The organism is Promicromonospora sp. NPDC057138 (genome assembly GCF_042670845.1).
Taxonomy (GTDB): Bacteria; Actinomycetota; Actinomycetes; order Actinomycetales; family Cellulomonadaceae; genus Promicromonospora.
Window position 1 is genome coordinate 60,332 of record NZ_JBHUUX010000003.1, and the last position, 22,777, is coordinate 83,108.

The 22,777-nt window shown below is 69.9% G+C and carries 18 protein-coding genes and 1 tRNA gene; 11 read left to right on the forward strand and 8 right to left on the reverse strand.

Features of this window, described 5'->3' with window-relative positions:
- Positions 1 to 9: 9 nt before the first annotated feature.
- The 5 genes from ACFT2C_RS03305 to ACFT2C_RS03325 form a co-directional block, all read right to left on the reverse strand.
- On the reverse strand, positions 10 to 963 hold the full coding sequence (locus tag ACFT2C_RS03305; protein WP_377205584.1) for a phosphotransferase: 954 nt from the start codon (positions 961 to 963) through the stop codon (positions 10 to 12).
- A 143-nt stretch (positions 964 to 1,106) separates the two neighbouring features.
- Positions 1,107 to 2,789: an energy-dependent translational throttle protein EttA gene (ettA, locus tag ACFT2C_RS03310; RefSeq protein ID WP_377205585.1), complete on the reverse strand. Its 1,683-nt coding sequence runs from the start codon at positions 2,787 to 2,789 to the stop codon at positions 1,107 to 1,109.
- 128 nt (positions 2,790 to 2,917) lie between these two features.
- Entirely contained in the window at positions 2,918 to 3,472 is a 555-nt protein-coding gene (locus ACFT2C_RS03315; protein ID WP_377205586.1) for a single-stranded DNA-binding protein, read from the reverse strand.
- Between the two features lie 54 nt (positions 3,473 to 3,526).
- A complete protein-coding gene (locus ACFT2C_RS03320; protein ID WP_377205587.1) occupies positions 3,527 to 5,107 on the reverse strand; it encodes a GTPase in 1,581 nt (526 codons plus the stop codon).
- On the reverse strand, positions 5,104 to 6,783 hold the full coding sequence (locus ACFT2C_RS03325) for a GTPase (RefSeq protein ID WP_377205588.1): 1,680 nt from the start codon (positions 6,781 to 6,783) through the stop codon (positions 5,104 to 5,106). Before ACFT2C_RS03325 ends, ACFT2C_RS03320 begins: the two co-directional genes overlap by 4 nt.
- Before the next feature lie 310 nt (positions 6,784 to 7,093).
- Between ACFT2C_RS03325 and ACFT2C_RS03330 the strand changes: the two genes are divergently transcribed.
- The 7 genes from ACFT2C_RS03330 to ACFT2C_RS03360 all read left to right on the forward strand — a co-directional run bounded on the left by ACFT2C_RS03330 (position 7,094) and on the right by ACFT2C_RS03360 (position 16,645).
- Entirely contained in the window at positions 7,094 to 9,517 is a 2,424-nt protein-coding gene (locus tag ACFT2C_RS03330; RefSeq protein ID WP_377205589.1) for a glycoside hydrolase N-terminal domain-containing protein, read from the forward strand.
- Positions 9,518 to 9,998: 481 nt separating this feature from the next.
- The gene (locus ACFT2C_RS03335) at positions 9,999 to 10,181 is read left to right on the forward strand and encodes a hypothetical protein (protein WP_377205590.1); all 183 of its coding nucleotides are present in this window, start codon (positions 9,999 to 10,001) and stop codon (positions 10,179 to 10,181) included.
- Between the two features lie 100 nt (positions 10,182 to 10,281).
- Positions 10,282 to 10,392, forward strand: coding sequence for an AbfB domain-containing protein (locus ACFT2C_RS03340; RefSeq protein ID WP_377205591.1), 111 nt, complete (start codon positions 10,282 to 10,284; stop codon positions 10,390 to 10,392).
- Between the two features lie 91 nt (positions 10,393 to 10,483).
- Complete coding sequence (locus ACFT2C_RS03345) at positions 10,484 to 11,911, forward strand: glycoside hydrolase family 43 protein (protein ID WP_377205592.1); 1,428 nt, start codon at positions 10,484 to 10,486, stop codon at positions 11,909 to 11,911.
- Positions 11,912 to 12,110: 199 nt separating this feature from the next.
- Entirely contained in the window at positions 12,111 to 13,664 is a 1,554-nt protein-coding gene (locus ACFT2C_RS03350; RefSeq protein ID WP_377205593.1) for an alpha-L-arabinofuranosidase B, read from the forward strand.
- 88 nt (positions 13,665 to 13,752) lie between these two features.
- On the forward strand, positions 13,753 to 15,129 hold the full coding sequence (locus tag ACFT2C_RS03355; RefSeq protein WP_377205594.1) for a glycoside hydrolase family 43 protein: 1,377 nt from the start codon (positions 13,753 to 13,755) through the stop codon (positions 15,127 to 15,129).
- A 76-nt stretch (positions 15,130 to 15,205) separates the two neighbouring features.
- The gene (locus tag ACFT2C_RS03360; protein ID WP_377205595.1) at positions 15,206 to 16,645 is read left to right on the forward strand and encodes a glycoside hydrolase family 43 protein; all 1,440 of its coding nucleotides are present in this window, start codon (positions 15,206 to 15,208) and stop codon (positions 16,643 to 16,645) included.
- A gap of 87 nt (positions 16,646 to 16,732) precedes the next feature.
- On the opposite strand, the gene ACFT2C_RS03365 is transcribed toward ACFT2C_RS03360, so the two are convergent.
- Positions 16,733 to 16,809, reverse strand: a tRNA-Arg gene (locus tag ACFT2C_RS03365).
- A gap of 61 nt (positions 16,810 to 16,870) precedes the next feature.
- Entirely contained in the window at positions 16,871 to 18,550 is a 1,680-nt protein-coding gene (locus ACFT2C_RS03370; RefSeq protein ID WP_377205596.1) for an FAD-dependent monooxygenase, read from the reverse strand.
- A gap of 120 nt (positions 18,551 to 18,670) precedes the next feature.
- Here ACFT2C_RS03370 and ACFT2C_RS03375 point away from each other — a divergent pair, with 120 nt between their 5' ends.
- Positions 18,671 to 19,795: a winged helix DNA-binding domain-containing protein gene (locus ACFT2C_RS03375; protein ID WP_377205597.1), complete on the forward strand. Its 1,125-nt coding sequence runs from the start codon at positions 18,671 to 18,673 to the stop codon at positions 19,793 to 19,795.
- Between the two features lie 15 nt (positions 19,796 to 19,810).
- Here ACFT2C_RS03375 and ACFT2C_RS03380 read toward each other — a convergent pair whose 3' ends face one another.
- Positions 19,811 to 20,575 (reverse strand): helix-turn-helix transcriptional regulator, encoded by a 765-nt coding sequence (locus ACFT2C_RS03380; RefSeq protein ID WP_377205598.1) that lies wholly within the window; start codon positions 20,573 to 20,575, stop codon positions 19,811 to 19,813.
- An 86-nt stretch (positions 20,576 to 20,661) separates the two neighbouring features.
- Between ACFT2C_RS03380 and ACFT2C_RS03385 the strand changes: the two genes are divergently transcribed.
- From ACFT2C_RS03385 to ACFT2C_RS03395, 3 genes are read left to right on the forward strand one after another with little or no spacing between them, the layout of a single operon-like run.
- The gene (locus ACFT2C_RS03385) at positions 20,662 to 21,063 is read left to right on the forward strand and encodes a nuclear transport factor 2 family protein (protein ID WP_377205599.1); all 402 of its coding nucleotides are present in this window, start codon (positions 20,662 to 20,664) and stop codon (positions 21,061 to 21,063) included.
- Entirely contained in the window at positions 21,039 to 22,235 is a 1,197-nt protein-coding gene (locus ACFT2C_RS03390; protein WP_377205600.1) for a helix-turn-helix domain-containing protein, read from the forward strand. The genes ACFT2C_RS03385 and ACFT2C_RS03390 overlap by 25 nt, the downstream gene beginning before the upstream one ends.
- Positions 22,232 to 22,765, forward strand: a complete 534-nt coding sequence (locus tag ACFT2C_RS03395) for a hypothetical protein (RefSeq protein WP_377205601.1) — start codon at positions 22,232 to 22,234, stop codon at positions 22,763 to 22,765. The genes ACFT2C_RS03390 and ACFT2C_RS03395 overlap by 4 nt, the downstream gene beginning before the upstream one ends.
- Positions 22,766 to 22,777 lie beyond the last annotated feature (12 nt).

The window sequence follows — 22,777 nt, forward strand, 5'->3', positions numbered from 1 at the left end:
CGCCGGGGGTCAGAAGCCGAGCCGGGTCTTGAGCCACGCCACGGCGGCCTGGGCGAGCTGGTGCTGGTACGAGCGCAACGCCGGCAGGTCGGTGGGCGGCGGCTCCATCGACGACTTCACGTAGTGTCCGGCGAGCACCGCGATCCAGCAGGTCACGGCGTCAGGTTCGGTGCCGGGCGGCAGCCCGTACCGGCGCAGCGTGGCCTCGGGCGGCGGCCCGTCGTTGATCCGGGCGTGCAGCAGCATCGACACCAGGTCGAGGTACGGAGCGCCCACGCTGCCCCGGATCCAGTCCGCGATCAGCGCCTGGGCGCCCGGCACCGCCGGCAGCAGAATGTTCTGCACGCGCAGTGCGCCGTGCTGCAGGCTCTTGCCCGCAATCGCGTCGGGGGCGTGCGAGGCGATCTCGGCGAGGCCGTCGAGGCGTCCCGCCAGCCACGGCGAGTGGTTCGCCAGCCCGGCGGGCCGCGTGTCCGCCAGGATCTCCCACGCGTTCACGGGGAAGGCTTTCTCCTCCGGCAGGAACATCGGGTCGTCGGGCGCCTCGATCTCGCCGATCGACCGCACGACCCGGACCAGGGTCGCGACCTCCTCCTCCGGCCAGGAGAGGTCGATCGGCCGCACGTCGGCCCGCATCGAGTAGCCGACCGCCACCCACGTCCCGAGGTTCGGCAGCACCTCGTCGAGCGACCACAGCAGCTCCGGATGCAGCGCGGCCTCGGGCAGCAGCGGCGAGAGGGCGATCTCCTGGCGCAGGAAGCTCAGCGTGCCCGGCTGATCCGTGCCCAGCGCCTTGATGAAGGCGTTGCCCTGCGTGGTCTGCACCTGGAACTGCGCGACCGGCAGGATCCCCGAGTCGCCGGGGTTGCTGGCGGCGATCACGCGGGCGCCGAGCAGGTGGTTGATGCGTTCTTTCAGCGGAGGCGGCAGGTCACGCCATCCGGGCCGCAGGGCAGGACTCACTGCGGCATCTTGTCGGAGATATCACGTTACAGCAAGGAATGAATATATTTCACCCTTTTCCAGCACTCACCGCGTGCATTGTTGAGTGCTGGACATTCACCCTTCCGACTCTCCGAAAGGGCGAATATCCAGCACTCAACGTGTTAGTCGCGGGTGAGCTTGCGGTAGGTCACCCGGTGCGGGCGGGCCGCGTCGGCGCCGAGACGCTCGACCTTGTTGGCCTCGTAGGACTCGAAGTTGCCCTCGAACCAGTACCAGCTCGCCGGGTTCTCCTCGGTGCCCTCGTACGCCAGGATGTGCGTGACCACGCGGTCGAGGAACCACCGGTCGTGAGAGACCACGACGGCGCAGCCCGGGAACTCCAGGAGGGCGTTCTCCAGCGAGCCGAGGGTCTCGACGTCGAGGTCGTTGGTGGGCTCGTCGAGCAGCAGCAGGTTGCCGCCCTGCTTGAGCGTCAGTGCCAGGTTGAGGCGGTTGCGCTCACCGCCGGAGAGCACGCCGGCCGGCTTCTGCTGGTCCGGGCCCTTGAACCCGAACGACGCCACGTACGCGCGCGACGGGATCTCGACGTTGCCGACCTTGATGAAGTCGAGCCCGTCGGACACGACCTCCCACAGGGTCTTCTTCGGGTCGATGCCGCCGCGCGACTGGTCGACGTACGAGATCGAGACGGTCTCGCCGATCTTGAGCTCGCCGCCGTCGAGCGGCTCCAGGCCCACGATGGTCTTGAACAGCGTCGTCTTGCCGACGCCGTTCGGGCCGATGACGCCGACGATGCCGTTGCGCGGGAGCGTGAACGACAGGCCGTCGATGAGTACGCGGTCGTCGAAGCCCTTCTGCAGGCTGTCGGCCTCCAGCACCAGCGAGCCCAGGCGCGGGCCCGCGGGGATCTGGATCTCCTCGAAGTCGAGCTTCTTGGTGCGGTCCGCCTCCGCGGCCATCTCCTCGTACCGGGCCAGACGGGCCTTCGACTTGGTCTGGCGGCCCTTGGCGTTGGACCGCACCCACTCCAGCTCGTCCTTGAGGCGCTTGGCGAGCTTGGCGTCCTTCTTGCCCTGGACCTCCAGGCGCGCGCCCTTCTTCTCGAGATACGTCGAGTAGTTGCCCTCGTACGGGTAGAGGCGCCCGCGGTCGACCTCGCAGATCCACTCCGCGACGTGGTCGAGGAAGTACCGGTCGTGGGTCACGGCGAGCACGGCGCCCGGGTAGGACGCGAGGTGCTGCTCGAGCCACAGCACGGACTCGGCGTCGAGGTGGTTGGTGGGCTCGTCCAGGAGCAGCAGGTCGGGCTTCTCCAGGAGCAGCTTGCACAGCGCCACACGGCGGCGCTCACCACCGGAGAGCACCGTCACGTCGGCGTCCGGCGGCGGGCAGCGCAGGGCGTCCATCGCCTGCTCGAGCTGGGAGTCGAGGTCCCACGCGTCGGCCGCGTCGATGTCCTCCTGCAGCGTGCCCATCTCGGCCAGCAGCGCGTCGAAGTCGGCGTCCGGCTCCGCCATGAGGGCGGAGATCTCGTCGAACCGCGCCTTCTTGGCCAGGATCTCGCCGACCGCCTCCTGGACGTTGCCCAGGACCGTCTTCTCCTCGTTCAGCGGCGGCTCCTGCTGCAGGATGCCCACGCTGTAGCCGGGCGAGAGGCGTGCCTCACCGTTCGAGGGCTGGTCCAGCCCGGCCATGATCTTGAGGATCGTGGACTTACCGGCACCGTTCGGTCCGACGACGCCGATCTTCGCGCCGGGCAGGAAGTTCAGCGACACGTCATCGAGGATGACCTTGTCGCCGTGCGCCTTACGCGCCTTATACATGGAGTAGATGTACTCAGCCACTGCCTGTGTTCCACCGTTCACAGTAGGTACTTCGGACGGGTGCGCTCACGCGGAGCGGGTGCCGGGGAATCCCTGCGCGGAGGTTGTCCCCCGGCACCCGCGAACCGCGGAGCACGACTGGCCCCAGCCTACGCGTTCACCAGCTCGCGCTGCCCGACGCCGGCGTCGTCACCCGGGTCGTCCTCGTCACCCCGGACGTCGCCGGCGCTCCCGGACGCCAGGGCGTCGAGCGCGAACGGGTCGGCGTCGCCCGGGCGAGCCGCGGCCAGCTCGCCGCTCCCCACCCGGGTGACCGGGGCGCCGTCGGGCACCGTGTCGTGGTGCACCACGCGCGTGAACCCGACCTTGCCGCGGGTCGCGTCGACGCCGACCGCAGTCGCGTGGATCACCAGTCCCGTGCGCTGCTGACCGTCAGGGCCGGTCCACTCGTCGACGTCGAGCCGGCCCGTGACGACCACCGGGACGCCCTTGTGCACCGACTCGACCACGTTCGCCGCTGCCGCCCGCCAGGCCTTGACCGTGAACCACAGCGTCGGGCCGTCGGTCCAGTCGCCGTTCTCGTTCATGTAGCGCCGGCTGGTGGCCACGCGGAACGTGGTCCACTCCAGATTCTTGGCCGCGTTCAGGTGCAGCACCGGCGTGCTGCCGGTGTTGCCCGACACGGTCACCGTGACGTCGTTCATTTCAGGCCTCCTGGGTGTCCCGGACCAGCCCCAGCGGCCGGTCCGTACCCAGCATCAGGCGCGAGCGATGCGCAGGTCCGACAGCTGGACGGTGCCTGTGGACGGAACCGGGAAATGACCGCCTGTGGTCGCGTTCTCTTCCAGCCGAAGTGGTGCGGAGGGTCCGTCGTCGCGCGCACTCTGTGCGAGCTCGCGCACCGCGCGGTGCTCGTCGAGCAACTTCTGGGTGGGGACGCCGAGGGTCTGCTGCAGCACGCGTTCGAGGGCGGCCCTGCCCGACGCGATGACGCCCTGCGCCCGTCGTGCGGCCAGCGCGCGACGTATCTGCATCGCCACGAGGAACACCGCGAGCGCCGCCACCGCCGCGACGACGGCGAGCACCCCGAGCACCGTGGTCCAGGTCTCCCCCGCCGGCAGAATCCCCACCGAGGCCAGCACGGTGGCGATCCCGAGCACGACGGCGAGCAGCACGGCCCCGAGGGCGAGCCGACGGGTGAGGCGCTGCGTCGTCGGGCCGCGCGTGTCGAGAGTGATGCCCTGCAGCGCCGTCCCCATCGCTGTGGCGAGGTCGTCGGCGCTCCCGACGCTCGTGGCGAGCGACCGCAGCCAGCCGGGCTTGAGCGACTCCCCGGAACCGGCGAGCCAGCGCGACCGCGACAGCGCTATCGAGTCCGGGTCGGGCGCGCGGAACTCCGGCGTGCCGTACCCGTTGCGCACCGCCGCGCCCACCTGCGCCGCCACCGACTCCAGGCCCGCGGCCCGCGCCAGCGCGTCCACCTCGCGCTCGAGCACCGTGTCGATGTGCCACGGCACCTCGGCCGGGGTCTGGCCCAGCAGCAGCGCCGCCGCCGCGTCGAGCTCGCCCGCGGCGCGTCCTGCCGAGACCGACCGGCGCGCCACCGTCTGCTCGAGGAGCCCGCGCAGGTCGGCGATGCCGATATCCGTCTTGGTCGACGCCGCGACCACCGGGACGTTGTCCAGGCCGTCGTCGCGTAGCAGCCGCTTCACGTCGTTGACCAGGTTGTCGCGCTGCCCCACGGGCACGGTGTCGATCTGGTTGAGCACCACCACCGTCGAGGCCTGCATGCCGGACGTGTCGCGCAGGTAGCCGGTGTGCAGGGCGTCGTCGGCGTACTTCTGCGGGTCCACCACCCACACGAGCAGGTCGACCAGCGGCAGCACCTTGTCCACGACCTCGCGGTGCGCCGGCGCCACCGAGTCGTGGTCGGGCAGGTCCAGCAGCACCAGCCCGGCGAGGCTCGCCTCGTCCGCCGCGTCCAGCTCGGCCGCCCGGTTGATGCGGCGCTCGCGCTCCACGCCGAGCCAGTCGAGCAGCTGCGTGGCGTCGTCGCTCCACGAGCAGGCGGTGACCTTGGCCGTGGTGGGGCGTTTCACGCCGACGTCGGCGAACGTGAGGCGGGAGATCTTGTTGAACGTGCTCGACTTGCCCGACCCGGTGCCGCCCGCGAGCGCCACGACCGTGTGGTCGACGCCGAGGGCGAGCCGTTCGCGCACGCCGGCGACGGAGCTGGCGACCTTGCCGAAGACGGCGTCGTCCAGGCGGGATCCGGCGATCTGGAGCGCGCGGCCGAGGTCTTCGGTGCGAGCGCTGAGAGTCGCGTCGTGGCTCGTCATGTCAACCTCCTGAGCTCGGCCAGCCGCACGCGGAGGGGAGCTGCCGCGTCGTCGGCTAAGGCGGGGACGTCAAGGGCACTCTGGACAGAACGGGCCTCTTCCGCAACCGCTAGCGCCACCTTGTCGGCAAGTTCCGCCTGAAGTTCCTCGATGGCGTCGCCGGCGGTCTCGCCGAGCACGCGGTCGACGAGCCGTGCGGAGTCCTCGTTCCCGAGGGCGGTGCCGAGCAGGAGGGTGGCCAGGCCCGTGTCCCCGAACGCCTTGCGGGCGCCCGCGGCGCGGGCCGCGGCGTCGGGTTCGGCGCTGTCGGCGGCGGGGGCGTCCATGCGCCCGACGAGGTCGTCGGCCACGCGGGACCAGTCGGCGGCGGATTCCTGCCCGTGGACGAGCCGCTGCTGCGCGTGGTCGGGGCCGGAGGGCAGGATCGTCTCGCCGGCGGGCAGGGCGCCGGGGCCGGCCAGGGTGTCGCGCAGCCGCTCCTCGGTGCGGACGCCCGCGGCCACGAAGGCGCGTGCGGCGGTGGCCTCGATCTCCTCGCGCAGCCGCGCGAGCGCCGTCTCGCGGGCCTTGCCCGCGCGCTTGGTGGTGCGCGCGATGCCGTCGCGGACGGTGACCCTGGAGATGCGGTGGGCGCTCTCGATCTCTGCGAACCTCGCGGCGACCGTGCCCTCGCCGGCCGCTCCGGACAGGACGGCGGCGCGCGCGGAGAGCTGCTCGTCGGGAACCACCGACTCGACGGCGTTGCGCAGGTCGAAGGCGGCGGTCCCCTGTTTCTCCACGGCGGCGACGAGCCCCATGACCCAGTCGGGGAGCGCGCCGAGCGCGCCCTTGAGGGTGCGCAGGATGATCGTGCGGGAGCGTTCGGGTCCGGCCATGAGGCTGAGCCAGCGCTGGATGGGCTCCACCAGCTTGGGTTCGAGCAGTCCTTCGTGCGGCCCGACGTCGGGCACGATGAACAGCGGGACGTCCTTCATGCCCCGCTCCTTCATCCGCGTGTTGAGGTCCCCGCGGATGGTCGTCAGGTTTTCCTTCGGCACCCGGTTGAGCACCATCGCGACGCTCGCGCCGCGCTCCTTGGCGCGGTCCAGCGCCTGCCACGGCAGGGCGTCGCCGTAGCGGGCGGCGGTGGTGACGAACAGCCAGAGGTCGGCCGCCTCGAGGAGCTGGTGGGCGGTGGAGCGGTTCTCGGACAGGAACGAGTCGAGGTCGGGCGCGTCCATCAGCGCGGTGCCGCGGGGCACGCCCTCGTGCTTGACCAGCCGGGCCAGCTCGGTGACGGGTCCGGGCGTGAGCGTGTCGACGTCGCGCGGGTGCACGCCCACCACGGGTTCGCGGGTGGTGGGCCGCAGCACGCCCGCCTCGGAGACCTCCTCGCGCAGCAGGCTGTTGAACAGGGTGGACTTGCCGGCGCCGGTCGAGCCCGCCAGGACGACGACGGCGGGGCTGGACAGCTCGGCGAGGCGCGGCAGCAGGTGCTCGTCGAGCTGCGCCAGGAGTCGTCCGCGGGAAGCCTCGGCCTCTTCGGCACTGTCGATGGGAAGGGGCAGGGTCGCGGCGGCGACGTCGCGGCGCAGATCCCGTACGACGTCGTGCACCGTGAAGCCGAGCTGCTCCGCAACGTTCGGGTCCACACCACCCCGACGGCCGAGCACTGCGGAGCGTGTTCCTGGAGTCACGGCTTCATCCTGATTGGTCATGATCGTTCTGCCAAGCCGTACACAGCACTTGGTGGGGAAGAACCTACGGCTGGTGCGTGCTGCGGGACGGTCGGCACCCGCTCCGCAACCGGTAAGCCGGTGCCGCAGCAGGTCCGGGGCTCCGGGCTCCGAAGGTTGGATGTTTGGGTCACCAGACGTACCGTCCAGGGCCGATTTGCCCCAGCGAACGCCGAGCGGTTGACCCGATACGTCATATCTTTGTAGATTTGTCGCCGCCCTGGCTCGCGGAGCGAGCCGCTCGCGCTGACGACGTCCAACGGAGGACCAGATGCCAGACGTGACAAGAAGGCAAGCCATCAAGCTCGGTGCGGCGGGCGCGGGAGGCCTGGTGCTGCCCTTGCAGTGGACGGCGGCCGCGCGGGCGTCGTCCGCTCCGCCACCGGAGGTCCAGGCGGCCGGCGACCTGGCGCTCTGGTACGACGAGCCGGCGGGCGACGACTGGCTCCGTGCGCTGCCCCTGGGCAACGGCCGGCTGGGCGCCATGGTCTTCGGGAACCCGGGGACCGAGCGGCTGCAGCTCAACGAGGACACGATCTGGGCCGGAGGGCCGCACGACTCCGCGAACCCCGAGGCGCTGGCCGCGCTCCCCGAGGTGCGCCGGCTCGTCTTCGAGGACCGCTGGGCCGAGGCACAGGACCTCATCAACGAGCACATGCTCAGCAACCCGGTGGGCCAGCTCGCCTACCAGACCGTCGGCGACCTGCGCCTCACCGTGCCCGGTACGAGCGGGGCCACCGAGTACTACCGGCAGCTCGACCTGACGACGGCCACGGCCCTGACCAGCTTCGTCGTCGGGGGCGTGCACTACCGCCGGGAGACGTTCGTCAGCTCACCGGACCAGGTGGTCGTCATGCGGCTGACCGCCGACGCGCCCGAGTCCGTCTCGTTCACCGCCGCGTTCGACAGCCCCCAGCGGACCACGACGGCCAGCCCCGACGCCGCGACGATCGCGCTGGACGGGATCTCGAGCGACCAGGAGGGGATCACCGGCCAGGTCAGGTTCCTGGCGTCGGCGCGCGTCGTCGCCGACGGCGGGAGCGTGCGCAGCGCGGACGGCCGGCTGACCGTCGACGGCGCCAACAGCGTGGTGCTCCTCGTCTCGGTCGGCAGCAGCTACGTGGACCACACCGACGTCGGCGGCGACTACCGGGGGATCGCGTCGCGCCATCTCGAGGCCGCCGTCGGCAGGTCGTTCGACGAGCTGCGCGACCGGCACGTGGCCGAGTACAAGGAGCTGTTCGACCGGACGACGCTGGACCTCGGGCGCACGGCGGCCGCCGACCAGCCGACCGACGTCCGGATCGCCCAGCACGCCGCCGTCGACGACCCGCAGTTCTCCGCGCTGCTGTTCCAGTACGGCCGGTACCTGCTGATCTCGTCGTCGCGGCCGGGCACGCAGCCGGCGAACCTCCAGGGCATCTGGAACCACGAGCTGTTCCCCGCGTGGGACTCCAAGTACACGATCAACGCCAACCTGCCGATGAACTACTGGCCGGCGGACACGACGAACCTGTCCGAGTGCTTCCAGCCGGTGTTCTCGATGATCGACGACCTCGCGATCACCGGCGCGCGCACGGCCGAGGTGCAGTACGGCGCGGGCGGCTGGGTGACGCACCACAACACGGACGGCTGGCGGGGCACGTCAGTGGTGGACGGCGCGGTCTGGGGGATGTGGCAGACGGGCGGGGCGTGGCTCGCCACGACGATCTGGGACCATTACCGGTTTACCGGCGACGTGGGCTTCCTCCGCGAGCACTACCCCGCGATGCGCGGCGCGGCGCAGTTCTTCCTCGACACGCTGGTGGAGGAGCCGAACCTCGGCTATCTCGTCACCAACCCGTCGAACTCGCCCGAGCTCGGCCACCACACCGACGTCAGCGTCGCGGCCGGCCCGACGATGGACAACCAGATCCTCACCGACCTGTTCACCGGGTGCGCGCAGGCGAGCGAGGTTCTCGGGATCGACGCCGACTTCCGTGCGGAGGTGCTCGCCACCAGGGAGCGCCTGGCCCCCATGGCGATCGGCTCGCGCGGCAACATCCAGGAGTGGCTCCACGACTGGGTCGAGACCGAGCGCACGCACCGCCACGTCTCGCACCTCTACGGCCTGCATCCCAGCAACCAGATCACCAAGCGCGGCACCCCGGAGCTCTTCGAGGCGGCGAAGCGGACGCTCGAGCTCCGCGGCGACGACGGCACCGGCTGGTCCCTGGCCTGGAAGATCAACTTCTGGGCGCGGCTCGAGGAGGGCCAGCGCGCCCACGACCTCATCAAGTACCTGGTCACGCCCGCCCGGCTGGCCCCGAACATGTTCGACCTTCACCCGCCGTTCCAGATCGACGGCAACTTCGGCGCCACCGGGGGGATCGCCGAGATGCTGGTGCAGAGCCACACGGGCGAGGTGCACCTGCTGCCCGCGCTGCCGCCGGCGTGGCCGGACGGCACCGTCGACGGCCTCCGGGCACGCGGCGGCCATACCGTCGGGGCGACGTGGAGCGACGGGCAGGCCGAGGAGTACCGGATCACCCCGGACCGCGACGGCACCGTCACCCTGCGCGGCGAGCTCTTCGCCGGCCGGTTCGCGGTGCGCGACGCCACCCGGGGCGGGCGGGCCAGGACCGCGAAGGTCGCCACCGACCTGATCGAGCTGGCCGGCAAGGGCGGGCACACCTATCGGGCCTCCGCCCTGTAAAAGCCGCGCTGAGTCGGTGGCCGACGAGCCGGCCGTGGCGGTGACAGGACCCCGCCCCGGCCGGCATTTTCTCCGGCCCGGTGTGAGCGCTAACACCGTTGACACGATTCATTGGCGTTTGGCGCACCAAACGCGTTGACAGCACGCCGACAGGGCAGTTGACTAACGCCACACCAATCGGACATCGGGGTCGTTTCGCCAGCCGAGTTGTTAGCGCTCACATCCTTCGACCCCAGTTTTTCGGACCGCATACGACCCCGACGGAGAGGTTGTCAACAATGCGATATCCCGGCCGCGCCCTACGACGAACCCGGCGCTGACCCACGCGGCGCCCCTGCGTACTGAGATCGCAGAACCGGGCGTTGTCCTGCCTCACCCGATCGACGCCAACGGCCGTCGTCGGTCACTTCATCTTGACGAGCACAAAGGCGTGCCTGCCGTTGTCTTGTGGCAGCGGGAGCTGCCGATTCAAAGGAGAATCATGTCATCCTCAGACCTGAGCCGCCGCGGGCTGCTGCAGGCCGCAGGGGTCGCCGCCTTCGCGGCTGCCTCGCCAGCCGCGTTCACCTCGTTCGCCCCGGTCGCGAGGGCCGCGGCGCTTCCGCCGGTCCGTGACGACATCGGCGTCTCGGCGTTCCGTTCGATCTCGAACAGGTCCGGTTGACGGCGAGCCGGTGGATGGACAACCAGAACCGGACGCTGTCCTACCTGCGGTTCATCGACGTCGACCGGCTGCTCTACAGCTTCCGCGCGAACCACAATCGATGAACTTCCCTGGTCGGTACCTGCGGCACCGGGGATTCGAAGTAGTCCTGGCCCCCAACGACGGAACCGCCAGGTTCGCCGCCGACGCCACGTTCCACGTCGGCTACTGAACCACCGCCCGGCGCCGGGCGGACGTCCGGCAGCGCACCGGCCGACTCCACACCGGCGTCCGCTACCCGCAAAGATCGACAGGAGATGTCTATGTCCGCACGTCACGCCCGGCTGTCGGCGATCTTGCTCGCCGTCTGCCTCCTCTTCACGGGCCAGGCCCTGACCGCACCACAGCGGGCCGCCGCAGCCGACCCCGGCTACCTGATGGTGCACTTCACCGGCGATTCCGCGACCGGTCAGATGTTGTACCTCGCGCACAGCAGCGACGGCCTGCACTGGAACGACCTCAACGGCGGAGCGCCGGTCCTGAACTCCAAGATCGGCACGAAGGGGGTGCGCGACCCCGCACTGGTGAAGTCCCCCGACGGCAGCAAGTACTGGATCATCGCGACCGACCTGTGCATCCGCTGCGGCTCGACGTACACCGACGGCAGCCCCAACTTCGTGGTGTGGGAGTCGACAGACCTGGTGACCTGGTCGAAGCCGTGGCTGCTCAGCGCCGCAGGACTGATCCCCGGCGGAAAGAACGCGTGGGCGCCGGAGGCGATCTGGAACCCCGAGACCAACGACTACGTCCTGTACTGGGCGACGAATGCCACGGTGAACGGCATCTTCAAGTACCGCATCTACTCCGCCCGCACCAAGGACTTCCGCACCATCACCACGCCGCAGATCTGGATCGATCCCCCCGGCGGCACGCACGTCGTCGACACCCAGATGACTGAGGTGCCCGCCGGTACCGGCCCCTACCGCTACCTGCGAGTCTCCGGCGACGGCCAGAACAACGTCGAGGGCAGCAACTCGATCCTGGGAACCTGGACCAACCTCGGCAACCTCTCCAGCATCGGCCTCACCGGCAACGTGGTCGAAGGCCCGGTGTGGATGAAGTTCCGGGACCGCAATGAGTGGGCCCTCTACATCGACCACAACAACGCGAACGGCGTCCGCGAGTACCGGCCGATCCTGACCACCAACCCGTTCGACGTCAGCACCTACCGGCTTCAGGATCCGGCCGGCTACGACATGGGCGGCACCCCGAAGCGCCACGGCGCGATCGCGACGCTCACGGCCGCCGAGGAGAGCCGCGTGCTCGCACGCTGGCCCAACACCCCTGCCCAGCGGCTCCAGTCGTACAACTTCCAGGACCGGTACGTGCGCCACACCAACTTCGACGTGCGCATCGATCCCGGCGTCAGCCCCGTCGAGGACTCCCAGTTCCGGATCAGGCCAGGCCTGGCCGGCACCGGCACCGTCTCCTTCGAGTCGGTGAACCACCCCGGCTACTTCCTGCGGCACGCCAACTACCACTTCCAGCTCGTCCACAACGACGGCAGCAGCCAGTTCGCCGCGGACGCCACCTTCCGCAAGGTCGCCGGCCTCGCCGACTCCACCTGGTCGTCTTTCCAGTCGTACAACTACCCCGACCGCTACATCCGCCACTACGCCTACTACCTGAAGCTCGACCCGATCACCACCACGACAGGGCGCGGCGACGCCACCTTCCGCGTGACGAGCTGACCCGACCGTCTCACGGTGAGGCCTCACCGTGAGCGCTCTGCGGAGTCCGCCGCTCCGGCGGCGGACCCAACAAACTCCGGCCACGGCGCCCGCCGCCTTGGCCGGGCCCCGGAGCTACCGGCCGGGCCGGGCTGCCGCCGTGATGGCGGCACCCGGGATTTCCACTCACCTCCCGCTCCACTCTGCATAGGAGTTCTTCATGATCAAGAAACAGTGGATGCGCCGCGTCAGCGCGCTGCTGGCGGCAGGGGCCACTGCCGCCCTCGCCGCCGGCCTGCTCACCGCCACGGCCGCCCCCTCGCAGGCCGCAACCCAGGGGCCGTGCGACATCTACGCCGCGGGCAACACCCCCTGCGTCGCCGCGCACAGCACCACCCGCGCCCTGTACGGGGCGTACAACGGCCCGCTCTACCAGGTCAAGCGCGCCTCCGACGGCGCGACCAAGGACATCGGCCTGCTGACCGCCGGAGGTGTCGCCGACGCCGCGCAGCAGGACTCCTTCTGCGCGAACACCAGCTGCGTCATCACCGTCATCTACGACCAGTCCCCCAAGCACAACAACCTCACCCAGGCACCCGGGGGCGGAGCCGCCGGCGGGCCGGACAACCTCGCCAACGCTGTCGAAGCGCCGGTCACCGTGGGCGGGCACAAGGCGTACGGCGTCTATGTCGCCCCCGGCACCGGCTACCGCAACAACAACACCAACGGCATCGCCACCGGCGACCAGCCCGAGGGCATGTACGCCATCTTCAACGGCCAGCACTTCAACGGCGGCTGCTGCTTCGACTACGGCAACGCCGAGACCAACAACCTGGACACAGGCAACGGCCACATGGAGGCCCTCTACTTCGGCAACAACAAGGGCTGGGGCTGGGGCAGCGGCAACGGCCCCTGGATCATGGCCGACCTGGAGAACGGCCTGTTCTCCGGCGTCAACCGCGGATTCAACGCGGGTGACCCCAGCGTCAACAACCGGTTCCTGACCGCCATGCTCAAGGGCGGCGCGAACCAGTGGGCACTGCGCGGCGGTGACGCCCAGTCGGGCAGCCTGTCCACCTTCTACAACGGCATACGCCCCACCGCCACCGGCTACAACCCGATGCACAAGGAAGGCGCGATCATCCTCGGCATCGGAGGTGACAACAGCAAGTGGGCCCAAGGCACCTTCTACGAAGGCGTCATGACCTCGGGCTACCCCTCGGACGCCACCGAGAACGCCGTACAGGCCAACATCACCGCCGCCGGCTACAGCAGCGGCTCGACCAGCACCGGAACACTCACCCCCGGCTCCCGGATCTCCCTGCGGGCCACCACCTCGCCCTGCTGCACCTCGCACTACCTGCGCCACAACGACGCCGACACCAGGGTCGTCATCTCCAACATCACCTCCGCCAGCTCGGCCACCGACAAGGCTGACGCCACCTGGATAGTCCGCGCCGGCCTGGCCAACACCTCCTGCCTGTCCTTCGAGTCCGTCGACAAGCCCGGCCAGTTCCTGCGCCACTTCAACTACCAGCTCAACCTGAACTTCGACGACGGCGGCAGCGCGTTCGCGAAGGACGCCACCTTCTGCCCCACCGCGGGCAACAGCGGCGTCGGCACCTCCTTCCAGTCCTCCAACTTCCCGACCAAGTACCTCCGCCACTACAACTACACGGCCTACATCGCCAGCAACGGCGGCACCAACGCCTGGGACAACACGACGTCGTGGGCCCAGGACACCAGCTGGCTCACCGCGGCTCCCTGGAACTGACGAGGGACCGTACCCGTGGGCGGCTCCGGGCCGGGGCCGCCCACGGGTTCTCCATCCGCCCGCACCTCCTACGCCCCGGAGGCACCAGATGAGCGCAACACCCCTCCCGTCGCGCCGGCTGTTCCTCGGCATGGCCGCGGCCGTGCCGCTGTCCATGACCGGCGCCCTGACCCTCGGCAGCCAGTCCGCTAGCGCCGCGACGACCTCCCCGTTCGTCATGGCCTACTTCACCCAGTCACCTACAAACCTCGGCACGGACTACGGCCTGCACCTCGCGGTCAGCACCGACGCGCTGCAGTGGATGCCGCTGAACCAGAACAACCCCGTCGTGACCCCGACCGCCGGCGACGGCGGTCTGCGCGACCCCTTCATCCTGCCCAAGCAGGACGGCACCTACGTCGTCATGGCGACCAACCTGAAGGGCACCGACTGGACCAAGAAGAGCCCGTACATCCACGTCTGGGACTCCGCCGACCTGCGCTCCTTCGACAACTACCGCCTGCTGAAACTGCACGACATGGCCACGCACACCTGGGCGCCCGAAGCCTTCTGGGACGCCTCCCGCGGCCAGTACGCCCTCATCTACTCGGCCGTGAACAGCAGCGGCCACAACGTGATCATGGTGAACTACACCACGGACTTCCAGACCGTGACGTCGCCGCAGGTCTTCTTCGACCCGGGCTACGACATCATCGACGGCACGCTGGCGAAGGACGTGAACGGCGTCAACTACCTGTACTACAAAGGCCACAACAGCCTCACGGGTGCGAAGTCCACCTCGCTCAATCCTGGCAGCTTCACCCAGTTCACCTCGGGCCTGGCGCCGCAGGGAGGCATCGAGGGCCCGATCCTCGCCGAGGCCGCCGGCACCTGGTACCTGTGGGGCGACGCCAACGCGCTGTTCTACGCCTGGCAGACCAACCACCTCTCCACCGGCACCTGGACCGCCACCGACCGGCGCGTCTACACCCAGCCGCTGAACTCCAAGCACGCCGACATCAAGCCGATCCCCCAGACGGTGTACGACAACATGGTCGCCAAGTGGGGAAAGCCGGCCTGGAACCGGCTGAAGTCCTACAACTTCCCGGACCGATACTGGCGGCAGGTCGATTCCCTCGGCCGCATCGACCCGTACCCGTTCGACCCCTACACCGACTCGCAATGGAAGCTGGTGCCGGGGCTGGCCGACCCCTCCGGCGTCTCCTTCCAGTCCCTCAACCAGCCGACCCGCTACCTGCGGCACTCCTTCTACCGGCTGCGGCTGGACGCCAACGACGGCACCACGAGGTTCGCCCAGGACGCCACCTTCCGCCAGGTCGCCGGGTTGGCCGACCCGAGCTGGTCGTCCTTCCAGTCATACAACTACCCCGACCGCTACATCCGGCACTTCGCGTATGAGCTGCGGATCGACCCGATCGCCACCGCGACGGCGCGCAGCGACGCCACCTTCCGTGTGACGAACTGACCCCAGGTGATGTCGGCGCTCTCCGAGGAGCGCCGACATCACCTGGTCCTACCCGCAAGAACGACAGGAGATGTCCATGTCCCTATCCCTACGTCACGCCCGGTTGTCGGCGTTATTGCTCGCCCTCTGCCTCCTCTTCACCGGCCAGGCATTGACCGCACCGCAGCGGGCCGCCGCCGCCGACCCCGGCTACCTGATGGTGCACTTCACCGGGGAGGGGTCGACCAACCAGCAGATGTACCTCTCGCACAGCACGGACGGCCTGCACTGGAACGACCTCAACGGTGGCGGCATGGTCCTGCGCTCCACGGTCGGCACGAGAGGTGTGCGCGACCCCGCCTTCGTGAGGTCTCCTGACGGCAGCAAGTACTGGATCATCGCGACCGACCTGTGCATCGGCTGCGGGCAGGACTGGGCCGGGTCCATCAACAACGGCAGCCGCAACCTCGTGGTGTGGGAGTCGACGGACCTGGTGACCTGGTCGCAGCCGCGGCTGCTGAACGTCGCCGGCGCGATCCCGGACGGGCGCAACGCCTGGGCACCGGAGGCGATCTGGAACCCCGCGACCAACGACTACGTCCTGTACTGGGCGACGAACGTGCCCCTCAACGGTGCGACGAAGCACCGCATCTACTACGCCCGCACCAGCGACTTCCGCACCATCACCACGCCGCAGCCCTACATCGTGCGCCCCGGCAGCCAGGAGATCATCGACACCCAGATCGTCGAGATGCCCTCGGGAGTCGGCAACTACCGCTACGTGCGTGCCTCCGGCGATGGCCAGATCACCCTCGAGGGCAGCAACTCGATCCTCGGGACGTGGACGAACCTCGGCAACCTCTCCGGCATCGGTTTGACCGGAGCACAGGTCGAAGGCCCGATGTGGATGAAGTTCAACGGCACCAACAAATGGGCCCTCTACGTCGACCAGTACGCCTCCGGACGCGGGTACCTGCCGGTGGTGACGACCAACCCGTCCGACCCCGCCTCCTACCAGATCCCGGCTTCGGGAAGCTACAACATGGGCGGCACGAAGAAGCGACACGGCTGGATCCTGAACCTGACGTCCGCCGAGGAGAGTCGCGTGCTGGCGCGCTGGCCCAACACCGCGGCCAATCGGCTCCAGTCGTACAACTTCCAGGACCGGTACGTGCGGCACACCAACTTCGACGTGCGCATCGACCCCGGCGTCAGCCCCGCCGAAGATGCCCAGTTCCGGCTCAGGCCCGGCCTGGCGGGCACGGGCACCGTCTCCTTCGAGTCGGTCAACATGCCTGGGTACTTCCTGCGGCACTCGAATTACGACTTCCAGCTGGTCTACAACGACGGCACCGCCCAGTTCGCGGCGGACGCCACCTTCCGGAAGGTCGCCGGCCTCGCCGACTCGACCTGGTCGTCGTTCCAGTCGTACAACTTCCCCGACCGCTATATCCGGCACTACGCGTACGAGCTGCGGCTGGACCCGATCACCACGACGACGGGGCGCAGCGACGCCACCTTCCGCGTGACGAACTGACCCACGGGAAGAACTGAGCCAACCGTGATGCCGGCGCTTCCGAGGGAGCGCCGGCATCACCTTTCCGCCGCCCCATGCCCTCTGCTGTGGTGCCCCCGGCAGGATTCGAACCCGCGACCTAGTCATTAGAAGTGACCCGCTCTATCCAACTGAGCTACGGAGGCAAGCAGGCCGATTTTAGCCTAGGTCGTGCTGATCTTGACCATCCCAAATCGGTACCTCGGATCACCGATCACCCGCTGACGCGCCAGGCAGCCGGGCCGCCAGGTCGGCCAGCAGCGCGTCGGCGTCCACCGGGTGGCCGCGGTAGGCGACGTGGCCGTCCGGCCGGACGACGAACGCGCTCGCCCGCTCCACGCCGTACTGGCGGTGCGCCGACCGGTCCGGGTCGCCGAGCGCGAGCGGCCGGTCGGCGGAGCGCTCCGCGCTGACCACGCGCGCCGTCACCAGCTCCGGGTAGGCCCGCTCGATCCGCTCGGCGATCCGGCACAGCTCGACGGCCGGCCGCGCGTGCTCGTCCAGACCGGTGAACAGCAGCACCGTGTGCTGCGTGCCGCGCAGCACGTCGTGGACCCGGCCCGGCTCGCCGTCGATGAGCACCTCGGCCTCCCGCGCCCGGTCACCCGGCGCCGGGGCGTCGCCCCAGTCCGAGCCGCTCTCGGCGTTGAGCGGGCTGTCCGGGTAGCTCAGCCGCAGCTGCGCGAGGATGCCGATCAGCCCCCGGCGAACCCTGTCCCGGGTCAGCAGCCGGCTGGCCAGCTCCGGCGCCACCCGGCCGCGGGCCATCCTCGCGAGCCGGCTCTGGCCGGCGATGACGCCGAACATCCGGTCGGTGGTCTTCAGCAGGCGGACGCCCACCGGGTGCCGGTCGGCGTGGTAGCTGTCCAGCAGCGGCTCCTCGGCGATGCCGCGCACCACCAGGGCGAGCTTCCACGCCAGGTTGTAGGCGTCCTGGATGCCGGTGTTCATGCCCTGGGCGCCAGCCGGGCTGTGCACGTGCGCCGCGTCGCCGACCAGGAAGACCCGCCCGTCGCGATACCGAGGCACCCCGCGCCGGTGCACCCGGTAGCGGGTCACCCAGTACTCCTGGACGACTTTGGCCGGGTAGGGCACACGCTCGTCGATCATCGCCTGGAACTCTTCGTGGGTGGGTTCGCTGTACTCGCGGGGCCCCTCGGGACCGGTCGCGACGTTGCCGAAGATGCGGAACCTGTGCTCGCCCGGCATCGCGAAGGCCGCGAAGATCCCCGCGGGGCTGGGGAACGTGTAGAGGTCGCCGTCCGGGAGCTCCCAGTCGAGCTCGGCGTCGGCCATGATGAACTCGTCGGGGTAGGTGGAGCCCTCGAACGGCATGCCGATCGCCTTGCGCACCGCGCTGTGCGCGCCGTCGCACGCCACGACCCAGCGGTATGGAGCCGTTTCGGTCGACCCGTCCTCGGTGCGCAGCGACACGGTCACGGTGTCACCGTCCGTGGTCAGGTCCGTCAGGGCCACACCGCGCTCGACGTCGACGCCCCGCTCGGCCAGCGCCTCGGCGAGCAGCCGCTCGGTGTCGGTCTGCGACAGGGTGCGCAGCGCGGAGTAGGCGGTGTGGTTCCGCGGGCCCGTCAGCAGGTCGGCGAGGTCCATGTACACCTTCCTGTCCTGCCCCTTCTTGTCCTTGCCGAACATGAGGCTGAGGCCCGGCGCGCGGTTGCCGGCCGCGAGCGCCGCGTCGACCACCCCCATGTCGTCGAAGATCTCCAGGGTCCGCGGCATGACGACCAGCGCCCGCGACGTCGTGGCCGCCGTCGGCGCGCGATCGATGACTCGCACGGGTACGCCGTGCCGCACCAGCTCGTTCGCCATGGTCAGCCCGGTCGGTCCCGCGCCGACGACGAGCACCGGATGCATTCGCTCTGCCATTTCGATCAGTCCCTTCCGATTCAAATTCCTCACCTGATGAATTAACCGTAGCGCCGACCGCCGCACACTTCAAGGCCCCTGCTCCGGGCGGGTGTCACAGGCGGCACGTAGCCTTCCCGCATGCCCTCCGGACAGACCCAGCTCTCCCCCGACGCCGCGCGCCGGCTGCGCCTGCGCACGCAGGGCCTCACGCTGCCCGACGGCCGCGCGGCACCTTCGCCGGTCGAGGTGGTCCGCCGGATGGTCGCCCTCCAGGGCCAGGACCTGCCGGCCGTGCTACGCGCGATCGCCATCCGATCCCGACCGGGCACCACGCTCGACGACGTGCGCGCCGCGTTCGACGCCGGCGACCTCGTGCGCGGCTGGACCCAACGCGGCACCCTCTTCGCGACCACACCGCGCGACCTCGCCGCGCTCGTCTCGCTGACCGGCGAACGCGTCACCCAGAAGGGTCGGCGGACCCGCGAGGCCGAGGGCCTGGACGACGCAGCCATCGCCCGCGCGGAGACGGTCGCCCGGGCGGCGCTCGCGGCGTCCGCCGATGACGGCGGGATCTCGCGCGCAGCGATGCTCGACCTCTGGCAGCAGGCCGGTGTGTCCGTCGAGGGCCAGCGCGGCTACCACCTGATCGTCACCCTGGCGCTTCGCGGGTTGCTGCACTGGGGTCCGTTCGCGGGGGCGCAGCAGCTCATGGTCGCGACGCCGGGCCCCGCGTCCGGGGATGTCCCGCCCGAGGAGCCCGGCGTGGCCCTGCGCCGCATCGCGCTGTCCTACTTCGCCAGCCGGGGGCCGGCCACCCCCGACGACCTCGCCTGGTGGCTCGGCCTGCCCAAGGTGCCGGTGCGCACGGCGGTGGCCGCCCTGCGCGACGCGCGGCCGGACACCGTCGCCGAGGTGGTCATCGACGGCAAGCCGATGCTGGTGGGGCGGGACGCGAGCGGGCTCTCCGGCGATGCGGCACCCGAGATCGCCGAACCGGCCGGCGTCGTGCTCGTGCCGGGGTTCGACGAGATAGTGCTGGGCTACCAGGACCGCGAGCTGGTCGCGGACGCCGAGGCCATGCGGACCGTCGTCCCGTTCACCAACGGGGTCTTCCGCCCGGCGGTCCTCCTGGACGGGCGGCTGGTCGGAACCTGGCGCCGGGCGCCGAAGCGGGACGAGGCACCCGTCGAGCTCGTGCCGGGGATCCGGGCGCCCGCCCGCAAGGCCGTCGACGCCGCGGTGGCCGCCTGGCACCTGGGCTGACGCCCACGGCCGGGTCTACGTGAAGTAGGCAGCGCTCTCCGCATCCGCCGGGTAGTACGACTCGATGGCGACCTCGTCCAGCGTGATGTCCATCGGGGTGCCGAACGTGGTGATCGTCGAGAAGAGCCGCAGCTCTCGCCCGTCGACCCGGATGACCATGGGGATCACGACGTCGGACTCGGGCTCGATCGACCCGCCCGCCTCTTCGGCAGGGCTGGGTGCCAGCAGCTCCTCGTAGAGCGCGGTGAGCTCGGCGTCGGGCAGGGTGGCGAGCTGGCGCCTGACCCGGGACCGGAACATCGCGCGCACGTCGGCCAGGTTGACGACGTACGACGCGAGCCCGCGCGGGTCCAGTCCCAGCCGCACCAGGTTGACCGGCGGCCGCAGCAGGTCGGGCGCGACACCGGCGAAGAACGGCTCGACGGCGCGGTTGGTCATCAGGATGTTCCACCGGCGGTCGAAGACCAGCGCCGGGTACGGCTCGTGCGCGCGGAGCACCCGCCCGACGGCGTCCCGGGCCGCCGACAGCGCGTCGCCGTCGAGCGGCCGCTCGGTGTACCGGGGCGCGAACCCCGCGGCGAGCAGCAGCCGGTTGCGATCGCGCAGCGGCACGTCGAGCTGGTCCGCGAGCCGGAGGACCATCTCGGCGCTCGGCCGGGACTTGCCGGTCTCGACCAGGCTGACGTGCCGCGCCGAGACGTCGGCGGCGATCGCCAGATCGAGCTGGCTCAGCCGACGGCGACGCCGCCACTGCCGCAACAGCTCCCCCACGGTTCCCATGACGCCGAGTGTCGCCCAACGTGCGGCCCAGCGCCATGAACTCCCAGTTCATCGACAACCCCGGCGGCACGGCAAACACTGCTGCCATGACCACACAGAGCACGACTTCAGACAACAAGAGCATCGTCGCCCGGGCGTTCGCGGGCCTGGTCGAGACGGGGGATGTCGCCTCGGTCGAGCGGGTGCTGAGCGACGGCTTCGTCCATCGCCGGCCGGACTCCACCTCCTCGACCAAGGCGGAATGGCTCGCCTCGATGCGGGCGTCGCTGGAGAACATCGCGGGCATGGAGGTCGAGGTCCAGCACATGCTGGCCGACGGCGACCACGTGGTGCTGCAGTCGCGACGCCGGCTCCCCTCCGGGCCGGAGATCACGGTCGTCGACATCATGCGCTTCGAGGACGGCCTGATCGCCGAGGCGTGGGAGACCATCGAGCCGACGGCCGAGGCGGCGAGCCACCTGACGTGGTGGGCACCCGGGGAGCGCTGACTTCGCGTATCGCGTTACGCCCTAGGGCACGATGTGCCAGAATCGCACACATGGCGATCAGTCCCGAGGTGCTTGGCGAGCGGATCGAGCTCGCGCGCGAGGCGGCGTCCAAGACCCAGGCCGAGCTCGCGGCCGCACTAGGCGTGGACCGGACCGCGATCTCGAAGATCACGTCGGGGACCCGCAAGATCTCCGCGCTCGAGCTCGCCGCACTGGCCAAGTTCCTGGGCAGGCCCCTCCCGTGGTTCCTGTCCGATTCGCCCGCGCCGGTCGTGGCCCGCAGGCAGGCCGTCGTCCGCGACCGGCCGTCGACTCTCGCCGCCGAGCTGGCCGCGGAGGACCTGGCCGCCGACGTCGAGCAGCTTCGAACATTCGGTGTCTTACCTGCTGCTCCGCACGCAGGACTTGTCGGTACTTTCAACAAGATCGAGGACGTCGAGGACGCGTCGGCTGCGGCACGGGCCGCTCGAAAAGCAGCGGGATTCGGCACCGATGCCCTCGGTCCCATGGCCGACGTCCTCGATGACTTCGGCCTCTACGTCACCACTGTCGTCGCTGGTGAAGCAGTGGACGGGGTCATGCTCCCGCAAGAGGGCTTCGCGGTCACCGTCATCAATGCCGACCAGTCACCGGGCCGACGCCGGTTCACAGCAGCCCACGAGCTGGGGCACTACCTCTTCGACGACACCTATGCTGCTGAAGCGATCTCTGGCAGCACCTCGGACCATGAGCGCCTGGTCAATGCTTTCGCTGCTGAGTTCCTCCTGCCCCTTGATGCCGTTCGCAGCCGTTGGGCAAGGCAGCTGGATGGCGAGTCCGCCGACCTCCAGCGGATCCGCGAGGAGGCCATCTGGCTGTCCTCCACCTATCGGATGAGCTGGAGCGGTATCCTGGCTCGCCTCGGCGGAGCAGGCCTCCTCGACGACCAGCAAGCTCGTGCCCTGCAGCCCAATCCAACCTTGGCCGAGTTGCGGTCGTACGGCCGCCAGCCGGAGGAAGACCTGTGTGACGGCGACCTGTCCGCCGCGGTGTCCCGGGCCGCGCTCGATGCATACCGCGACGGGCTGATCGGGTCCTCCCGAGCCTCCGAGATCCTTCGCGGTGCGGGCAGCGAGCTCCCGCCCCCTCGTGATCCTGGGCGGAACGACTTTCGTGCGGACTTCTACGCATGACGGACGCCGAGCCCGAACCACTGCTCGTCTTCGACAACACGTGCCTGAGCGCATTCGCCTCCGCGCATCTCATGCCCGTCCTGAAAGACCTGACGCTGGGCTACCGAGTCGGCGCCACCGAGGCTGTCCGAGACGAGTTCTGTGCTGGTCCGAACAATGTGGCGGACATCGCCTGGGTCGACCTGCTTCCCGAGCAGGGCATGGACGAGCTAGTGGCGCTTGCGGAGTACGTCCAGGCTCTTGGTGCCGGGGAACACGATCTGGGAGAAGCGACCGTGTTCGCGAGTGCGCAGGTTCGCGGCGCCATCGCGATCACGGACGACGCCACAGCGACGAAGATCGCCCGTCGCATCAAGAAGGTCGAAGTGCATGGTTCGCTCTGGCTCCTCATCAGGGCCTATCGCGACGGGAAGGTGAACGAACAGCGAGCCAGCGAGATCGTCGACGCTCTACGCGCCCGCGGCGCGCGCTACCCATGCGATGGCGCCGAGCTCTTCTCGTGGGCGCGAAGCCGCAACCTCCTGGAGTGACGTCGCCGGCTC